19 protein-coding genes are annotated in these 17,505 nt (G+C 43.0%); 12 read left to right on the top strand and 7 right to left on the bottom strand.

The window, feature by feature from the left end:
* Window position 1 precedes the first annotated feature (1 nt).
* From NX903_RS20965 to NX903_RS06350, 7 genes are read left to right on the top strand one after another with little or no spacing between them, the layout of a single operon-like run.
* A complete protein-coding gene (locus NX903_RS20965; protein WP_144486612.1) occupies window positions 2-2,443 on the top strand; it encodes a pyocin knob domain-containing protein in 2,442 nt (813 codons plus the stop codon).
* Between the two features lie 13 nt (window positions 2,444-2,456).
* Window positions 2,457-2,786, top strand: a complete 330-nt coding sequence (locus NX903_RS06325) for an XkdW family protein (protein ID WP_144482533.1) — start codon at window positions 2,457-2,459, stop codon at window positions 2,784-2,786.
* The gene (locus NX903_RS06330) at window positions 2,783-2,947 is read left to right on the top strand and encodes an XkdX family protein (RefSeq protein WP_041850927.1); all 165 of its coding nucleotides are present in this window, start codon (window positions 2,783-2,785) and stop codon (window positions 2,945-2,947) included. Before NX903_RS06325 ends, NX903_RS06330 begins: the two co-directional genes overlap by 4 nt.
* 43 nt (window positions 2,948-2,990) lie before the next feature.
* Complete coding sequence (gene xepA / locus NX903_RS06335; RefSeq protein ID WP_041850926.1) at window positions 2,991-3,830, top strand: phage-like element PBSX protein XepA; 840 nt, start codon at window positions 2,991-2,993, stop codon at window positions 3,828-3,830.
* Between the two features lie 52 nt (window positions 3,831-3,882).
* Complete coding sequence (locus NX903_RS06340; protein WP_003232655.1) at window positions 3,883-4,152, top strand: hemolysin XhlA family protein; 270 nt, start codon at window positions 3,883-3,885, stop codon at window positions 4,150-4,152.
* A 12-nt stretch (window positions 4,153-4,164) separates the two neighbouring features.
* Window positions 4,165-4,428 (top strand): phage holin, encoded by a 264-nt coding sequence (locus NX903_RS06345; RefSeq protein WP_003232653.1) that lies wholly within the window; start codon window positions 4,165-4,167, stop codon window positions 4,426-4,428.
* A 12-nt stretch (window positions 4,429-4,440) separates the two neighbouring features.
* Window positions 4,441-5,334, top strand: a complete 894-nt coding sequence (locus NX903_RS06350; protein ID WP_041850925.1) for an N-acetylmuramoyl-L-alanine amidase — start codon at window positions 4,441-4,443, stop codon at window positions 5,332-5,334.
* 36 nt (window positions 5,335-5,370) lie between these two features.
* On the opposite strand, the gene spoIISC is transcribed toward NX903_RS06350, so the two are convergent.
* From spoIISC to steT, 6 genes are all read right to left on the bottom strand, one after another.
* Window positions 5,371-5,508, bottom strand: a complete 138-nt coding sequence (gene spoIISC / locus NX903_RS06355) for a three component toxin-antitoxin-antitoxin system antitoxin SpoIISC (RefSeq protein WP_003232648.1) — start codon at window positions 5,506-5,508, stop codon at window positions 5,371-5,373.
* Between the two features lie 84 nt (window positions 5,509-5,592).
* Window positions 5,593-5,763 (bottom strand): three component toxin-antitoxin-antitoxin system antitoxin SpoIISB, encoded by a 171-nt coding sequence (spoIISB, locus tag NX903_RS06360; RefSeq protein WP_003232646.1) that lies wholly within the window; start codon window positions 5,761-5,763, stop codon window positions 5,593-5,595.
* Window positions 5,763-6,509: a toxin-antitoxin-antitoxin system toxin SpoIISA gene (gene spoIISA / locus NX903_RS06365; RefSeq protein ID WP_003244695.1), complete on the bottom strand. Its 747-nt coding sequence runs from the start codon at window positions 6,507-6,509 to the stop codon at window positions 5,763-5,765. Before spoIISA ends, spoIISB begins: the two co-directional genes overlap by 1 nt.
* Window positions 6,510-6,618: 109 nt before the next feature.
* Window positions 6,619-7,620, bottom strand: a complete 1,002-nt coding sequence (locus tag NX903_RS06370) for an inorganic phosphate transporter (protein WP_003232642.1) — start codon at window positions 7,618-7,620, stop codon at window positions 6,619-6,621.
* 12 nt (window positions 7,621-7,632) lie between these two features.
* Window positions 7,633-8,250: a DUF47 domain-containing protein gene (locus tag NX903_RS06375; RefSeq protein ID WP_003218470.1), complete on the bottom strand. Its 618-nt coding sequence runs from the start codon at window positions 8,248-8,250 to the stop codon at window positions 7,633-7,635.
* 275 nt (window positions 8,251-8,525) lie between these two features.
* Entirely contained in the window at window positions 8,526-9,842 is a 1,317-nt protein-coding gene (gene steT, locus NX903_RS06380) for a serine/threonine exchanger (protein ID WP_041850924.1), read from the bottom strand.
* 387 nt (window positions 9,843-10,229) lie between these two features.
* On the opposite strand from steT, the gene NX903_RS06385 reads away from it, so the two are divergent.
* The 4 genes from NX903_RS06385 to NX903_RS06400 all read left to right on the top strand — a co-directional run bounded on the left by NX903_RS06385 (window position 10,230) and on the right by NX903_RS06400 (window position 14,568).
* Window positions 10,230-11,180, top strand: a complete 951-nt coding sequence (locus NX903_RS06385) for a ring-cleaving dioxygenase (RefSeq protein WP_041344800.1) — start codon at window positions 10,230-10,232, stop codon at window positions 11,178-11,180.
* A 100-nt stretch (window positions 11,181-11,280) separates the two neighbouring features.
* Window positions 11,281-11,427 carry a hypothetical protein gene (locus tag NX903_RS06390; protein WP_003244977.1) on the top strand — a complete coding sequence of 49 codons (147 nt, stop codon included), beginning with the start codon at window positions 11,281-11,283 and terminating at the stop codon, window positions 11,425-11,427.
* A 7-nt stretch (window positions 11,428-11,434) separates the two neighbouring features.
* Window positions 11,435-13,585: a glycosyltransferase family 39 protein gene (locus NX903_RS06395; protein ID WP_086343740.1), complete on the top strand. Its 2,151-nt coding sequence runs from the start codon at window positions 11,435-11,437 to the stop codon at window positions 13,583-13,585.
* An 11-nt stretch (window positions 13,586-13,596) separates the two neighbouring features.
* Window positions 13,597-14,568 carry a glycosyltransferase family 2 protein gene (locus tag NX903_RS06400; protein ID WP_015715747.1) on the top strand — a complete coding sequence of 324 codons (972 nt, stop codon included), beginning with the start codon at window positions 13,597-13,599 and terminating at the stop codon, window positions 14,566-14,568.
* Between the two features lie 518 nt (window positions 14,569-15,086).
* Here NX903_RS06400 and htrA read toward each other — a convergent pair.
* A complete protein-coding gene (gene htrA, locus NX903_RS06405; protein WP_017695113.1) occupies window positions 15,087-16,445 on the bottom strand; it encodes a serine protease HtrA in 1,359 nt (452 codons plus the stop codon).
* Between the two features lie 168 nt (window positions 16,446-16,613).
* On the opposite strand from htrA, the gene proG reads away from it, so the two are divergent.
* Window positions 16,614-17,432, top strand: coding sequence for a pyrroline-5-carboxylate reductase ProG (gene proG, locus NX903_RS06410; protein WP_086343742.1), 819 nt, complete (start codon window positions 16,614-16,616; stop codon window positions 17,430-17,432).
* Window positions 17,433-17,505 lie beyond the last annotated feature (73 nt).

Consider the following 17,505-nt stretch of genomic DNA (forward strand, 5'->3'; position numbering starts at 1 on the left):
CATGACATACGAAGAAAAAACAGACTGGCTTCCGGACGACCCCATCAACGAAGATGACGTCAACCGCTGGGAAAAAGGCATAAAAGACGCCCACACAGACATGGCTGCCCACAAAAACGACATGAACAACCCCCACAACACAACAAAGGCGCAAATCGGGCTGGGGAATGTGGATAATGTGCAGCAGGCGGCGAAGAAGGATTTTGACAAGCATGAGCAAGATCAGGTGCGGCATGTTACAGAGGAAGAGCGAGAGAAATGGAATGGGGGTCAGTTATCGAAGATTACAAAAGATGATGGCTCAGTCTTTATCAACATAGACAATGGACAAGATTTTAACAAAGCAGCTGCTGAGCAAAGGAAGTCATTTACTTTTCACACAGAAAATACAGGAGTGAATACACCTCCACAATCAACGAAAGGCATTTATTTATACTTTTCCGAAAACGACGGGGAAGCGATTGCTATGACAAATGACGGGGGAATTTGGAGAAAAACATTAACGAGCGGAGTGTGGTCCGAATGGGTATCATTCGAGACAGAAGCAGGATCTAAGAGTAAGTCTGAACAGGCTGAGGAAAATGCTAAAAATTATATAGACAAACATATTGGTAATAGCAACATTCATATCACTAATGATGAACGTGTGAAATGGAATGGTGCTCAACTCAAAAAATTGACCAAAGATAATGGTAGAAGAACTAGGGTACCTGATGGGACAGATATTCTATCATTATCAACCGGTTTTTATTATGCATTAGGTAAAAATATAGTAAACAACCCAGTTGAAGGAGATAATGCTTGGTATAACTATGATGTCATAGAGGGGGAGAGCAGCAGAAAAACAATTGTTGCTTACCAAAGCTATGAAGTGACCATGTGGATCGGAATGGTTCATACTGACGGTGAGTTCAGAGGATGGAAGCGGCTGATTACTTCAGAAGAATTAAAAAGTGAAAATATCAATAAAATTGCTGATGAGTCACTGTATCAAGATGCAGCATATTCAGGTAACAATTATCCAATCGGTATTACCACCGTCAGTATTCTCCAAGGGTCTACAGGTTATCCCTATGAATTTGGTGAAGTGCTGAATATAAAATCGAGCATATATCGATTTGCACAGTTTTTCTTTTATGCCGGAAACGCAGGTCAAAAGAAAATATTTATTCGTCACTGGTATGATAGCACAGGCTGGACTGAGTTTATTACGATCCCTTCATCAGATGAACTAGAAACTGTTTTAAATACAGCAAAGCTTTATACGGACAGTCATGCTAATAACACGGAAATCCATGTCACGCAGAACGATAAAACTAAGTGGAATAACAGTCAGATTTTCAAATTGACTCAAGATGATGGAACGTTGGGAAAATTCTACAATGAAGATTTAAATAATATAATTAAAACAGGATTTTATTATATTTATTCTTCTACGACTGAATTAAATGCTCCTATTAATAGAAATGGGTATTTGCTTGTATATAATGTTGGTACCTATCCGTATCAAGAATTTACTACTTATTCGGGAGAAACAGCTTCTATTCCAGACAATAGAAGAAAATTTATCCGAAATAAAAAGCAAGATTCAGAAGAATGGACTCCGTGGATGGAGATTGAAAATTCACAAGGAGCACAGGCAAAAGCAGACAAAGCTTTAGCTGATGCTAAAACCTATGTAGATACAAATTATACAAATCAAAAATTAACCAAACTTTCAGGCTCTGATGCAATAACAGATGCTAGAACTGGAGGGGATGAGTATCCTCAGGGATTAACTTTAATAGATATTGGTCAAGGAAATAATACCGGTTACCCGCTTCGTTACGGCTTCGTGAAAAATGAGAAACACAGTGATTTTAGATTTGTTCAATATTTTTATGGCACTGGAAATGAATCTGGCAGTTACATTGATAGTACTGGTACATGGATAAGGCATTGGTGGAGTGGGTCAGGCTGGACAGCTTGGCATAAAATTTCTGGATTTGCTCATGCAAATATAGGAACTACAGGCATACAGTATTTGGATAAAAAAGCCCACACAAAAATTCAATTTAACCGCAAAAGAAAAGATAGTCACAATGCATTTGATACAAAAAATAGTAGATTCGTTGCTCCTAATGATGGAATGTTTTTAGTAGGAGTGGGGCTGTATATGATAAATACACCGGCTTACATCAATTTTCATCTGAAACTCTATCTAAATGGATCATTGTATAAACCAATTGACCATAAGAGAGGGGACTTTGTTGATAAGCAAAATGAAATGTACCTTGGATTAAATGGTAATGTAACCGTTCCTATGAACAAAGGTGACTATATAGAGATCTATTGTTATTGCAATTATAGCGGTGATGATAGAAGAGGTGTATCCGATTTTAACGAACTATACAACTATATAGACGTCCAAGAACTTGGAGGACTTAACTATCCTACAGTATAAGATAGGAGGCAAAATGATGATCGCAGAAGCAATCATGTTTAAATACCCCAGTGCAGACCCAACAAGAGATTTTATCGTTCAGAATGACGGGGAAGGGTCTTATATAGCTGAATGGAATCTGCGCTCGCCCATCCCAACACAAAAAGAACTCGAAACCTGGTGGGAAGAGCTGCAAAAAAATCCGCCGTACGAGCCGCCTGATCAGGTGGAGCTTCTCGCTCAAGAATTGTCACAAGAAAAGCTGGCACGCAAGCAGCTTGAAGAGCTGAACAAAACTTTGGGAAGCGAGTTGTCAGATATAAAGCTATCATTACTTTCCTTGAAAGGAGATCTTGCCGAATGAATTATTGGGTGCTAGCCCTTTATTATGAGTGGGCGACAGCAGATATGGTAAAACAAGCATTAGCATATAAAGACTGTTCAATTGAGGAGCTGGCAGAGGGTGTGAACAAAAAGCTGATCACAGCTGACCAGTATAAAGAAATTACCGGTAAAGCCATGTAAGGCTTTTTTATTTTGCCTGTTTTTAGATCAAAGGAGGATGAAGATGGTGAAGTATCAATATGAATTTCCTCTCGATAAGGCTGGAAAAGCCGGCGCTGTAAAGCCCTATCGAGGAGGAAAAAATGATTTTGTGACACCTGTTTCGAATTTGTCAGGCGTAGCGGAGATTTTAACAAATGCTGCTTTAAAGGCGACTGAGGCATACAGTCAGCTCGGGCAGGACAGGCTTGGCGCAGTTCTGATTTCGAAAGTGAAGGGCTGGGCGTATGCAGATCGTGAAGGTACGCTCTTTATAGAAGAAAGCGACAACAACAATGTTTGGACAACGACAGCAGCAGTTAATGTCGCAGCAGGCGTCCTGACAGCGACGGACTGGGTATATCTTTCTAAACGCTATTACCGTTTCCGCTATGTGAACGGGAATCTTCAGCAATCTGAGTTTGTATTATACCAATCAGTCGGTGCGGGTGAGATGGATGTGCGTGTCAATGAAAAAACGCCTTTACAGATTGACTTTGCGGAGAATCAAACACACGATGGACGGCTGAAAGTCGAGGCTCGCAAAACATTTGACTTTGTCTTTCATGAAAATGCAGAGTCCGCCGGCGAGGGGGCTGCTTTACCTGTTGACGGTGCCGCGCATTTACTCGTTGAAGTCTACGGCACAGCAGAAATGAGCGAAGTCAAATTTTGGGGCAAATCGGTGTCAGGACAGAAACTGCCGATCAGAGGCGTGAAAACTGATGATGCTACCACTGCCTCCAGTACATTAGGAAAAGCTGAGGCATGGGCCTTTGATATTAAAGGGTTTAAGGAGATCATCATGGAGATTATCAGTATCACCGGCGGTACTCTTTCGGTAAAAGGGACCGCGGTTTCATAATAGTCTCGGCCCTCGGAAGGGAGGTGATCTGCATGTGAAGGAGGAGTGAGAGATGCAGCAAGAGGCAGACGTGAATGTGTTTCAGCAGGATTTAGCAGACATGAAAGGCGAGCACAAAGCACTTGAGCAGAGGGTTTCCGCATTAGAACGCGTGTCTGACCGGCAAGACCAGCAAATCATGACGCTGAACGAAAAATTAAACAAAATTGAAGAAAACACCACGTGGATTAAACGCACCATCACAGGTGCCATCATTACAGCAGTGTCTACAGGCATCATTGGCGGAGCCATCGCCATTATGTACAGCCTGCTGCAGCATTAAAGGGGGATTTTTATGAACACGTTTGACAAGGGCACGGTCATCAGGACGGTGCTTCTTTTAATTGCTTTAATCAACCAGACCATGCTGATGCTCGGCAAATCACCATTGGACATTCAGGAGGAGCAGGTCAATCAGCTCGCTGACGCTCTTTATTCAGCCGGTTCCATCGCATTTACAATTGGAACGACACTTGCCGCTTGGTTTAAAAACAACTATGTAACAGAAAAAGGGAAAAAACAGCGCGACTTGTTAAGGGACAATAATCTGACGAAATAAGGAGAGATGAAAATGGTTAACATTATTCAAGACTTTATTCCGGTTGGCGCAAATAACCGTCCAGGCTACGCAATGACGCCGCTTTACATTACGGTGCACAATACAGCGAATACTGCAGTAGGAGCGGATGCTGCGGCCCATGCCCGCTATTTGAAAAATCCTGATACGACGACAAGCTGGCATTTTACAGTTGATGATACAGAAATTTATCAGCATCTGCCTTTGAATGAAAACGGCTGGCATGCGGGAGACGGAAATGGCAGCGGCAACCGGGCTTCTATCGGAATTGAAATTTGCGAAAATGCTGATGGAGATTTTGCAAAAGCAACAGCAAATGCCCAGTGGCTCATCAAAACATTAATGGCTGAACATAATATCAGTCTCGCCAATGTCGTCCCTCATAAGTATTGGTCAGGGAAGGAATGTCCGCGAAAATTATTAGATACGTGGGATTCGTTCAAAGCAGGAATTGGGGGAGGCGGCAGCCAAACTTACGTCGTGAAACAGGGCGACACACTTACATCCATAGCGAGAGCATTTGGTGTTACGGTTGCTCAGCTGCAAGAGTGGAACAATATCGAAGACCCGAATCTTATTCGCGTTGGTCAAGTATTAATTGTAAGTGCTCCATCGTCCGCTGAAGAACCCGAGCTCTATCCGCTCCCTGATGGTATCATTCAATTGACAACACCTTATACCTCAGGAGAACACGTCTTTCAGGTGCAACGAGCACTTGCGGCTCTGTATTTTTACCCTGATAAAGGCGCTGTTAACAACGGAATTGACGGCGTTTACGGACCGAAAACAGCTGACGCAGTTGCCCGTTTTCAGTCTGTTAACGGTTTAACTGCTGACGGTATCTACGGGCCTCCGACGAAAGCGAAGATCGCAGCGCAATTAAGCTGATCAAAGACCATAAAAATCCCGGAGCCGCTCCGGGATTTATTTTTTCTTCTTCAACTTTTTAATAATTCCAGCACTGCGCTCCCTCACCCGAAGCGAGTACCCGGAAAGCCCAAACCTTCCGTAATCAACAAACTTCACACGCCTCACCAATTTTTTCACTGTATCACCTGACATTATCCTCTGTTTGTATTTATTATATGTAATCCTTTAAGAAAAGGAATAAGGACAAGAGCTTTTTCCCTTGTCCTTTTAGTGTGATCATGCTTTTTTTCGTTTATACTCGTCAATCAGCCGTTCGTTTTCTTTGAAGATTCTTGCTGTATGCGGACTGACTTGATAGCTTGCGACACTGGTGGTTGAACGTTTTTTCAGGATTTTAAACGGCTTCGCCGCTCTGGGCTCGCATCTGTTTTGAAACGCACGTTCCATTATCCTTCACCTTCCTCCTCAATTGGCAGCACCAAATCATATATGCTCGTTAATGACGTAAATAGCAAATAATCAAATTCCGTGACAATGCTGTCAGACGTCAGCTTGATGACATAGTTCTGTGTCTCGATGGTAAAAGGGATGAGAACCACTTTTCCGTATTGGTCGTAATAAACATCCTTTCGATCGAGCCGTGTTTGTACATCTGCCGGATCATCCATATGCTCGGTTAACCGGTCTTTATCAGCCTGTGTCGAATAGTGGCAAAGAGAAGCCGTTAAGTTCATTTTATCAGCATAGGTTTTCAGCAGCTTATCAATACCTTCAGCATAAGCATCTATACTTCCATAATAAACATGGATCGGTTCGTTTTTCAATAGGTATTGGTATGTTTTCAGCCGATTGAGATACATGTGGAGCATTTCGTTGTTTTCTTCAAGAATTTCTCTTGTGTCTGTTTCAAGCTCGCTGCCGGCCAGTTTTTTGACGTATGCACTTAAGAAGATAAAAGCATCAATCAAAGCAAAACTGACTGCGACAATGAGATACCGTTCCCAGTGGGTAAATAGGGAAGTGGGCTCATATGTCCAGTATACCATAGCACCCAGAACAAACAGCAAATACCAAGTTTTCCGGATGGCGGACATTTTTTCTTTGACCTTCGCTTCGAAACGCCACGTGGCATACACGTATAACCCCAGTCCGGCCACGATGCACCAGACCATGATCTGAAAGAATAAAACCATATTCGAATCCCTCACATCTGAAATAGGTTCTGCTTATTGTATTCGAGAGATCCGGATGGTTTTCCTGTTCCATCAAAAAAACCGCTCCTTTGACAGAAGCGGTGTGACATTAAAATATCATATTTAAAATAAAGTAGGCGATGGCACCAAGTGTCGCTGAAATCGGAAGCGTGATGACCCATGTAATGAGCATTCGCTTGGCCGTACCCCAGTTTACGCCTTTTACCCGGTGTGACGCACCGACGCCAAGAATTGATGAAGAAATGACGTGGGTTGTACTGACCGGCAAATGAATAAATGTGGCGCCGAAAATAATGGCTGCTCCGGTTAAGTCAGCGGAAACACCGTTTACCGGGCGGATTTTCATGATCTTTCCGCCAACGGTTTTGATGATTTTCCAGCCGCCGATTGATGTTCCGAGACCCATGGCTGTCGCGCAGGCGAATTGCACCCAGGTAGGAATATCATTAGCAGAAGTATGTAAATTCGCTGTGATGAGAGCCATTGTGATAATTCCCATTGCTTTTTGCGCATCGTTTGTTCCGTGTGTATACGATTGCAGGGCAGCTGTTACAATCTGCACTCTGCGGAATTGCTTATTCGTTTTCGCCAAGTTGCTGTCTTTGAAAATCAGCTTAACGATGCTATAAAGAATAAAACCAAGGACAAAGGCAATAATTGGTGATAGAATCAGTGCTTCAATGATTTTAATGAAGCCCTTATAGTTTAACGCTGCAAATCCGGCTGCCGCAATGGCTGCACCGGCAATAGCGCCGATGATGGCATGGGATGAGCTGCTTGGGATACCGTAGTACCATGTGATAAGGTTCCAGGCAATTGCAGCGAGTAGCGCAGCCAAAATGACAACAGAGCCATTTTCCAGCGTATAAGGATCTACGATGTCTTTCGTAATGGTTTTGGCAACACCTGTAAACGTCATTGCTCCGACAAAGTTCATCACAGCAGCCAATATAATGGCATGGCGTGGTTTTAACGCTTTTGTTGATACCGAAGTCGCAATTGCGTTTGCCGTATCATGAAACCCGTTGATGAAATCAAACGCCAGAGCACAAATGACTATTAGTATCGTTAATATTAATAGAATATCCATTTTTACCCCTCGTTACGCGTTTTTCATAATGATGGTTTCAAGATTATTGGCAACACTTTGACAAGAGTCGGCGATTTCTTCAAGCGTTTCGTATATTTCACGATATTGAATGACTTTGATTGGATCTGTTTCATTTCCGAAAAGATTCTTTAATGATTTTCTGTGCAAGTTGTCACAACTGTGCTCATATTCTTTAATTTTGATTGCGTGAGGCTGAATATCTTTTAAGCGATTTTCTGCCAGCAGCTCGATCGTAATCAAAATCTCTTTCGCACATTCTCTGATATATCCGCTGAATTTATCAATATGCTCGTCTGATGAAGTAATTGAGAAAATCTCCATCATGGCAGAGAAATGTTCGATTCCGTCAAGCACATCATCCAAGCTGTTTGTCAGCTGAAGGATATCTTCGCGCTCAATAGGAGTGATGAACGCTTTGTTAAGCTCTTTAATCATGACATGAACATGATTGTCACCTTTTGTTTCATATTCCTTTAACGTATCTGCAAATTCTTTAAGAGTCGTTTGGTTAGTGACCTTAAAATTCACAAAATATTCTGCAGTTTCGTCTATGTTCTTTGCAATTTCTGTTAAAAGGAGTGAGAACTTATCTTTTTTTCTTCTTATCATTAAAAACCCTCCATAGTTTGAATGAACAATGCACACATCAAATTATTATATAGCCTTTTGTCGAAAAAAAACAGGTAAAGTCGAAAAAAACGTATCTTGACTTTTTTGATAAATCGTGTCTCCTTATTTTGACCTACTTCGCTTTAAAAAAACGACCCAAGTTTGCAAAAACTTTCTGCTTAACGTAAAAAGTATATCAAAAGTTGTGTTTTTCCTGTCAACTTTTATCTTCTGTTTCACCAAAAAACGGTTCCCTAAACAAGGGAACCGTTTTATCAGCTTGCTTTTCGTTTTTTCATCCCGTAATAGACAGGCAGTCCGGCAAGGCCGATGAGGATGGATAATCCGCAGCTCATTGTATCTGTAATGAGTGTGCTGCCTAACACAAAGAAGGAGCCCGCGATTGCCAGAATTGGCATAAATGGATAAAGCGGAACACTGTAGGCGCGCTTTTCTCCCTTTGCTCGCTTGCGGAGAATAAACACTGCAAAAAAGGCCATCACATAAAAAATGTAGATCATGAAAATGGAGATTTCTGAGAGCTTATCAGGGTTGCTGATCAGCATCATAATCAAAGCCAAAGCAATTTGAAAAGAAATCGCAATCCATGGTGTGCGGAACGACGGGTGTACATGTGACAGTTTTTCAGCAAATGGAAGCTGTTTGCGTTCCGCCATTGCAAATGAAACACGCGGGAAAGAAAGCACCTTTCCATTTAAGCACCCAAAGATGCTGACGATAATCCCTACACTGATCAGCTTTCCGCCAATTGAACCGAACAGCATGGTTGCAGCGGTGCTTGTCGCATTTTCACCAAGCGTGACAATTTCGTTCGCTGACAGGATGTGAAGCAATGCAAAATTAATGAAAATATAGATCGCCGTTACAATTAATAATCCGCCCGTCATAGCGCGTGGCAGCAGCTTTTCGGGATTTTTCATTTCTCCGCCGAGAGCGGCAAGGAGAATCCATCCGTCATAAGCAAACAACGTAGCTAAAATAGCCGCCCCGAAGTTCATATCAGAAATGCTTTCGTTTACTGCTGTGAAGATGTGCTGATCGCCTTTCCAAAGGCCAAAGATGATGATGCAGGCAATCGGAATCAGTTTTCCGATCGTTGTCAGCGTTTGGACAAAACCGCCGTATTTTGTACCGATAATATTAATGACGCATAAAAAGAGAACTGCTATAATTCCAATGACTTTTGATAGTCCAGATCCCCAGCCGAAAAGATTCGCCATTAAAGATCCAAAATATAAACCCAGCGCGCCGATAATCGCCGGGCCGTAAATGATAATCTGCACCCAGCCGCACAAAAATCCCCAAAACTCGCCGTACACTTCTTCAAGGTACGTATAAAGCCCGCCGGTTTTTGGAATCTGCGTTCCGATTTCCGCGATTGTCAAACCGCCCGCCAGTGTTAAAATACCGCCTAACAGCCAGGCGAAAAGCGCCGTTTTTGAATCACCTGAATAAGCAAGCACAGCGCCGGGCTTCATAAAAACACCAGAACCGATAATGGTTCCGATGACAAGAGTAAGGGCAAACAAGAGGCCTATCTCTTTTTTCAAACCGTTGTCTTCAGTATGCATGTCCTTAACCTCCTATGATGTTGAAGCTTCATGTTGAAGAATCTATTTTTTCATATTGTAAACCCTATTTTAGAAAAGTGAAATAAAATAAATTTTCTGATTTTCGAAATTTGCTTTGTGTACAGCAAATAAAACTGTAAAAACGCCTGTTTTAACAATCTATAAACGAATAAACTTCGTGATTTTTATTTATAAAGTTCGTGTTTTATGTATTAGGATTTTAGCCGGTACAGAGGGGAGGTGAGAATTCAGAAAATGAACGAACCTTCGGTGAAGCTGATATGTTGACTTTCTCATGCGAATAAAATACTTTGTTATTAGAACAATAAATATACAATTATGATATGATATCTCGAAATCGAGATAAAATAACCTGGAGGGACACATATGAAAGTTAACGGCATTCACCACGTATCGGCATTAACGGCCGACGCACAAAAAAACTTGGATTTCTATAAGAAAGTATTAGGATTAAAGCTCGTGAAAAAATCCGTCAATCAGGATGAACCGACAATGTACCATCTGTTCTACGGAGATGAAGTGGCAAACCCGGGAACTGAGCTGACGTTTTTCGAGATTCCCCGCATTGCACCGTTTCATGCGGGAACAAACAGTATTTCTTCTATTGGATTGCGCGTTCCAAGCACAGAAGCCCTGCATTACTGGAAAGAACGTTTTGAAGAGCAGCAAGTAACGCACAGCGGTATATCCAAAAGAGCTGGACGTGACATATTGGCATTTCAAGATCATGAAGGGCAGCGACTTGTGCTGACTGCTGATGAGGAAGGAAAAGGATATGGCCTGCCTGTTAAACAGAGCGGCATTCCGGAAGAATTTTCGTTTCGCGGGTTAGGGCCGATTGAACTGACTGTGCCATATGCTGAACCAACCTTACACGTATTAACGAATATTCTTGGATTTACAGAAATCAGCCGTGAACCAGTCGAAGGGCAAGGAACCGCCGTTATTCTGGAATCAGGAGAAGGCGGTGCTGCAACGGAAATCCATTTAATAGAAAGAAACGATCTTCCGCGCGAGCGTCAAGGCAAAGGAAGTGTTCACCACGTCGCATTTCGGGTAAGAGATGAAGAAGAACTTGCCGGGTGGCACCGGATCATTAGCCGGGAAGGCTTTAGCAATTCCGGCATTGTGGAGCGCTACTATTTCAAGGCGCTGTATTTCAGAGAACCGAACGGCATTTTGTTCGAGTTATCAACAGACGGACCGGGCTTTATGGTAGATGAGAATCTTGATGAGCTTGGCCAAACGATCGCTCTTCCGCCGTATCTTGAGCATCGAAGAGCTGAAATTGAAGCGAAATTGAAACCGATCCAATAAATTGTGATTCATTTGCCTTCCGGCGCGGCCGGAGGGCTTTTTTTATTACCATAATTAATTTTGACCTAAACAGCATGCCTTATTAGGGAGGAAATATCAGATGCTGATTGGGAGAAATGGCTTGAAACCCTTTGCAAATATGGGTGATTGGTATGGAATGGCCTCGGCAAAAATATTGTCTTTGTTTATTAATAGTTTATTCATATTTGCTTGTTACACTATTTCCAAGTTAGACAAAAAGGAGTGAAAAATAAGTGGAAAAGAAAAAACGCGAGCTGGATATTTTCCTCATCCTCATTTTGCTCGCATCTGCATTCTTAAATATCTATAACATCTGGAATGATGATACGGTGAATCCTTATTACACCGCTGCAGTCACAAGTATGATGCAAAGCTTTCATAATTTTTTCTATGCCTCATTCGACGCGGCGGGGTTTATAACGGTTGATAAACCGCCCATTACGTTCCAGATACAAACCATCAGCGCACTTATATTCGGTATGCACGGCTGGAGCGTCATCCTGCCTCAGGCACTTGCTGGTGTAGGTTCTGTCCTTTTAATGTATCTGTTAATAAAACCGACATTCGGTAAGACAGCAGCAAGAATTGCCTCTTTCATCATGGCATGTACACCGATTGCTGTAGCTGTAGCACGTACAAACAATGTTGATGCATTACTGGTATTTTTCTTATTGCTTGCTACATGGCTTCTCTTTAAAGCGATCAGAAAAGGAAAGCTGATCTGGCTGTTAGCAGCATTTTTCGTTGTTGGAGTAGGTTTCAATACAAAAATGCTGCAGGCTTACATGATTTTACCGGCTTTCTTATTGTTCTATCTGATTGCGGCAAACGCCACAATCAAGAAAAAAATCGTTTCATTGGTAAGTGCGTTAGCCGTATTAGCAGCCGTTTCGTTATCGTGGCCGCTCATTGTCGACAATATCCCTGCAAGCAAGCGGCCTTATATCGGAAGCAGCCAAACCAACTCTGTTTTGGAATTGGCTTTCGGCTATAACGGAATCCAGCGGCTGACAGGCCAAAATTCAGGCGGCGGCCAGGGTGCGCCAAACAAAGACGCTTCAAAAGAAATGTCTTCTTCTGATAACACTCAAGCACCGCCTAATCAGTCATCAAGCAGCAGCTCATCAAATGATGACAAATCTTCAAATGGCAATATGGCGGCGCCTCCATCCAATGGCCAAATGCCAAGCGGCGGTCAAGGAGGCCCTCCAAGCGGCGGAGATGGCGGCCAAGGCGGACCTGGCGGAGACGGAGGGAAAGGCGGTACAGGAACCGGTTCGAAAATGCAATCAGGTTCAGGGATGTTTGGAACGGGAACACCTGGTCCACTGCGGCTTTTCCAAACAGAGTTATCTGATCAAATCAGCTGGCTTCTGCCATTTGCGATATTTGGAATCGCAGGCTTACTGATCGCAGGCGCGAGAGAAAGAAGAAGATTATCTATAGAGCAGAAGGAAACGGTGTTCTGGGTTGCGTGGCTTGTACCGATTGCCGGATTCTTCAGTGTCGCAGAATTTTTCCATCATTATTATCTCATCATGCTGGCACCGCCGATTGCGGCTCTTGTCGGTGCGGGGTGGGTTGCTCTTGTTCATCTGTACCGCAATCAGACAGGCTGGAAAGCATGGCTTCTGCCGGGAGCAATTATTGCGACAACTGGATTTGAATTGTTTATTCTCAGAAACTACAACGATCAAATCGGTGTTGGATGGAGTATCGGGGTAGGTGTTATCGGCGCGTTGTCAGCGATTGCTTTGCTGCTGTTTAAACAGCGCCAAAAACCGTTCAGTTATTATGTTTCACTTGCAGCTCTCCTCGCATTGCTGGTGATGCCGATTTATTGGGCAAGTACGCCACTTCTGTACGGAGGCAACAGCTCACTGCCTGAAACAGGCCCTCAGCTCGCATCAATGAGCGGAAAAGGCATGGGAATGTCTGATGCGACTGTAAATGAAAAACTGATCAAATATCTAGAGGAGAATAACTCCGGAGCTGAATACCTATTCGCCACAACCGATTCGAACACAGCGGCACCATATATCATTAAAACGAAAAAAGCTGTCATGGCTATTGGCGGATACAGCGGTTCTGACCCGGCAATCACACTGACTCAATTCAAAAAACTTGTAAAAGAAGGAAAAGTGAAATACTTCTTGGCTTCTGGAATGGGAAGAGGCGGAAACAATGACATTGTTGAATGGGTTGAGAAAAATGGAAAAGAAGTAGCATCAGAAAAATGGCAATCAAGTTCTGATCAAAAAACAGGAAATACTGATTCGACTGATACATCAAGCAGCAAGGCTTCAGGTGAAAACGGCAAAATGGGCGGACCTGGCGGAATGAATCAGTCAGCAACATTATACGAACTACATGCTGATGAATAGGAGGCAAAAACATGAGCAGACATATTCAATATTCAATTGTTGTACCTGTGTATAACGAAGAGCTTGTCATTCATGAAACCTATCAGCGCTTAAAAGAGGTCATGGATCAAACGAAGGAAAACTACGAGCTGCTTTTTGTCAACGATGGCAGCAAAGACCGCAGTATTGAGATTTTAAGAGAGCACAGCCTGATCGATCCGAGAGTGAAAATTATTGATTTTTCAAGGAATTTTGGACACCAGATCGCCATTACGGCGGGTATGGATTATGCACAGGGGAATGCAATCGTCGTCATTGACGCCGATTTGCAGGACCCTCCTGAACTGATTTTAGATATGATTGAAAAGTGGAAGGAAGGCTATGAGGTCGTGTACGCCGTGCGGACTAAACGAAAAGGGGAAACCTTTTTCAAAAAACAAACCGCGGCTATGTTTTACCGGCTTCTCAGCGGTATGACAGATATTGATATCCCGATTGATACGGGGGATTTTCGTCTCATGGACAGAAAAGTCTGTGATGAAATGAAGAGATTAAAAGAAAAAAATCCATTTGTCAGAGGGCTAGTCAGCTGGGTGGGCTTTAAACAGACAGCGGTCGAGTATGTACGTGATGAAAGGCTTGCCGGAGAAACAAAGTACCCGCTCAAGAAAATGCTGAAGCTGTCAATGGACGGCATCACGACATTTTCACATAAACCGCTGAAGCTGGCAAGCTATGCGGGGATTTTAATGTCAGGTGCTGGATTTCTGTATATGTTTATCGTGCTGTATCTGAAGCTATTCACAGACAGCACGATTACCGGCTGGTCATCACTTATTGTGATCCAGCTCCTGTTCAGCGGCATTGTCCTTCTGATTTTGGGCGTGATCGGCGAATATATCGGCAGAATCTACGATGAAGCCAAAGACAGGCCGCTTTACATCGTCCAAAAATCGTATGGAATTGAAAATAAAAGACTCTATAGAGACCAGCATATGTCATAACCTCAAACCCCCTGTCCGTAATGGACAGGGGGTTTTTATGCTCTGAGCACGATCTAAAGCAAAAGATGCTGATAGATATATGGAAATTGGGTAAAGAAGAGATTGTGAGCTTGTACTGCGGTTCAGTCATGCTGAAATAAAAACAGAAAAACTTAAAGATTTCGTCCTCGGCTTTGCTGCATGTCAGCTGTTATATTGGAGGGCTTTTAAGAAACGCATGATTAGAGCCGTACCAGTTATGTTTAATAGAATACTGGTACCCAATACAATTCCCCACGTCAACGTCGATTCAGAGAGAAGAAAGCTCAGCAAAAGAAAAGCCAATCCTGCGCAGATCATACCCAGTCCCCACGGTTTGCATGTTCATGCCTCCTAGCAAACGATGTTTCTAGCATCTGATGTGAATGATGTCAATCTGTATGATATACGGATATCTCGTCAGAAAGTTTCATAGAACAATTAGGTCTTTTATCTAATAAAAAGCCTCAGACCGCTTTTACGGCCTGAGGCATTATGTCTTACGAAGTTTTCTCTTCTTTTTGATCCAGTTTAATTTTTTTCGTCATTTCTTTGCCGTTTCGGAGAATTTTCACTTCAACGGTATCACCGATCTTTGCGTCTTTATATAAGATATTGCGCAATTCACTGCCTGTATCAATTTCTTTACCTTTTAGGCCGATGATAATATCCTCCGCTTTTAATCCGGCCTTTTCAGCAGGAGAGCCTGAAGCGACCTCACGGATGTAAACACCTTTATTCAGCTGGCTGCCGAACAGGCCGAGTGTGCCTTCTTGGTAATTTTGCGGCACTTGCTCTAGATCAAGCATGCTGACACCGATATATGGACGTTCAATTTGTCCTTTAGACAGCAATTCTTCAGCAATCGGTTTTACGTCATTGCTTGGAATGGCGAATCCGATACCCTCAACATCATCCTCACTGATTTTCATACTGTTAATGCCGACAATTTTGCCGTCTGTATTTAACAAAGGACCGCCGCTGTTACCTGGATTAATTGCTGCGTCTGTCTGAATGACGTTAATGCTCGTTTCGCCGGCTGATGTAGACATTGAAACCGTTCTGTCCACGCCGCTTACAATTCCTTGTGTTACTGTGCGGGACAGATCTTTTCCAAGCGGATCCCCAATCGCAATAACGGTCTCGCCTGTTCTGAGATCAGATGAATCACCGAAGTTTGCCACTTTTGTGACGTGGTCATCACTGATTTGGAGGACGGCTAAATCAGTTAACGAGTCACTGCCTACCAGCTTTGCAGTAACCTCAGTGCCGTCATATAAAGATACCTTCAGTGATGATGCCCCTTCTACGACGTGGTTATTTGTAATGATATAAGCCTTGCCATTCTCTTTTTTGAAAATGACACCTGACCCTGAACCGCTTTCTGTATCTTCGCTGGAATCAGAAGAACTAGAGCCGAACAAAGAGCTGTTTGATTGTGCCTGAAGATTTGTAATACCGACAATCGCTGGTGAAAGGTCTTCTACCATATCTGAGATTTTAGAAGAGTCCTCGCTCTTGAATGCAGATGAGCTGCTTGAGCTTGATGAGCTTTTTTTAGATTCAGAGGAGGTGCTTGTTGCTGTAACAGATTGCGTTTGCTGCTGGCTGGATGATTGTTTTGCAGTGTCCTGAGAATCATGGTCGCCAAGCGGTGTAAACGTGTAAATGCCAAGGGCGAGACTGCCGCCGATCACTCCGCCAAGCAACGGTCTGAACCATCCGAATCCTCGTTTTTTCTTCTCCTGATCATGAATGACATTGCGGGCCGAGTAGGAGGCGCTCTGATTGTTCTCTTTCGTTAAAAAGACCTCATTCTCATTACCTTTCGTTCTGTTTTCATCACGATAGTTATCCATCATGTTCACTCCGTTTCTCTATTTTCACATGTCTATTTATATTGATAGGTTTATGACTTGAGTTTATCATAAACAAAAACTGTGGGATAAAAATGAAAAGATTATGGGAAATTGTGAAAAAGTGCGGAAAACGGTACACTTCATATTGTATATGAAAGGACTGAGTCGATGGAACAGATTGGATTGATTGGATATGGCAGCATGGCGGATATGATCGCCAGACAGCTGTTGAAACATGAACAAATAAAAGAGAATGAGCTATTTATTGAGACGAGAACGAAGGGGGAGCGGCTGCGGGCACTCATGTCAGATTATCCAAACGTATCGGCTGATCCGTTGGAGAATTGGGCAAATACGTGCCAATTGATTTTGATATGCGTCCCGCCGCTCCATGTCATCGAAACAATGCGCCGTCTGCACCCATATGTGAACAGAAATACTCACATCGTATCCATAGCTGCCGGTGTGCCGCTGCGTCTTTTGGAGGCAGAAACAGAAGCCGGTGTATCACGTGTTATTCCTGCCATTACGTCCGAAGCAGAAGCTGGCATCTCACTTGTCGTTCACAGTGAAGCACTGGCTGCGGAGAAGAAAGAGCATCTGAATGAATTGTTATCGGTTTTCAGCCGTGTTCGAGAAATTAAAGAATCGAATGTTGATGCGGCCAGCAATTTAACGAGCTCGGCACCGGGATTCATAGCTGCAATCTTTGAAGAGCTGGCACTGTCTGCCGTCAGAAACAGCAGCCTGTCCAAAGAAGAAGCCTTTGATTTTCTGATTCATTCGCTATACGGAACTGGCAAGGTGCTGATCGAAAAAAATATGTCTTTCGAGGAGACGCTGGAACGTGTCGCAACCAAAGGCGGAATAACGGGAGAGGGAGCTGAGGTGATACGCGCCTCTGTGCCGGACGTTTTTGATGAGGTGTTTGAAAGAACCCTGAAAAAATATGAACTGCTTACAGAACAGGTTGGTAAACAGACATGAATCCTTGAAAGAGGATTCTTTTTTTATCACTGAATGATTGAGATTTTTCCCAGTTATATTGCATTTTTCCTCT

It is taken from the genome of Bacillus sp. FSL R5-0576, from assembly GCF_038004765.1.
Lineage (GTDB): Bacteria > Bacillota > Bacilli > Bacillales > Bacillaceae > Bacillus > Bacillus subtilis.

What these genes read in the sequence shown, in the direction of transcription:
- NX903_RS06385 (WP_041344800.1), top strand. Translation starts at nt 10,230, where the DNA reads ATGAAAGTTAACGGCATTCACCACGTATCGGCATTAACGGCCGACGCA.
- NX903_RS06375 (WP_003218470.1), bottom strand. Translation starts at nt 8,250, where the DNA reads ATGATAAGAAGAAAAAAAGATAAGTTCTCACTCCTTTTAACAGAAATT.
- steT (WP_041850924.1), bottom strand. Translation starts at nt 9,842, where the DNA reads ATGCATACTGAAGACAACGGTTTGAAAAAAGAGATAGGCCTCTTGTTT.
- NX903_RS06345 (WP_003232653.1), top strand. Translation starts at nt 4,165, where the DNA reads ATGAACACGTTTGACAAGGGCACGGTCATCAGGACGGTGCTTCTTTTA.
- spoIISC (WP_003232648.1), bottom strand. Translation starts at nt 5,508, where the DNA reads ATGTCAGGTGATACAGTGAAAAAATTGGTGAGGCGTGTGAAGTTTGTT.
- NX903_RS06370 (WP_003232642.1), bottom strand. Translation starts at nt 7,620, where the DNA reads ATGGATATTCTATTAATATTAACGATACTAATAGTCATTTGTGCTCTG.
- htrA (WP_017695113.1), bottom strand. Translation starts at nt 16,445, where the DNA reads ATGGATAACTATCGTGATGAAAACAGAACGAAAGGTAATGAGAATGAG.
- spoIISB (WP_003232646.1), bottom strand. Translation starts at nt 5,763, where the DNA reads ATGGAACGTGCGTTTCAAAACAGATGCGAGCCCAGAGCGGCGAAGCCG.
- NX903_RS06340 (WP_003232655.1), top strand. Translation starts at nt 3,883, where the DNA reads ATGCAGCAAGAGGCAGACGTGAATGTGTTTCAGCAGGATTTAGCAGAC.
- NX903_RS06400 (WP_015715747.1), top strand. Translation starts at nt 13,597, where the DNA reads ATGAGCAGACATATTCAATATTCAATTGTTGTACCTGTGTATAACGAA.
- NX903_RS06330 (WP_041850927.1), top strand. Translation starts at nt 2,783, where the DNA reads ATGAATTATTGGGTGCTAGCCCTTTATTATGAGTGGGCGACAGCAGAT.
- xepA (WP_041850926.1), top strand. Translation starts at nt 2,991, where the DNA reads ATGGTGAAGTATCAATATGAATTTCCTCTCGATAAGGCTGGAAAAGCC.
- NX903_RS06390 (WP_003244977.1), top strand. Translation starts at nt 11,281, where the DNA reads ATGCTGATTGGGAGAAATGGCTTGAAACCCTTTGCAAATATGGGTGAT.
- NX903_RS06325 (WP_144482533.1), top strand. Translation starts at nt 2,457, where the DNA reads ATGATGATCGCAGAAGCAATCATGTTTAAATACCCCAGTGCAGACCCA.
- proG (WP_086343742.1), top strand. Translation starts at nt 16,614, where the DNA reads ATGGAACAGATTGGATTGATTGGATATGGCAGCATGGCGGATATGATC.
- spoIISA (WP_003244695.1), bottom strand. Translation starts at nt 6,509, where the DNA reads ATGGTTTTATTCTTTCAGATCATGGTCTGGTGCATCGTGGCCGGACTG.
- NX903_RS20965 (WP_144486612.1), top strand. Translation starts at nt 2, where the DNA reads ATGACATACGAAGAAAAAACAGACTGGCTTCCGGACGACCCCATCAAC.
- NX903_RS06350 (WP_041850925.1), top strand. Translation starts at nt 4,441, where the DNA reads ATGGTTAACATTATTCAAGACTTTATTCCGGTTGGCGCAAATAACCGT.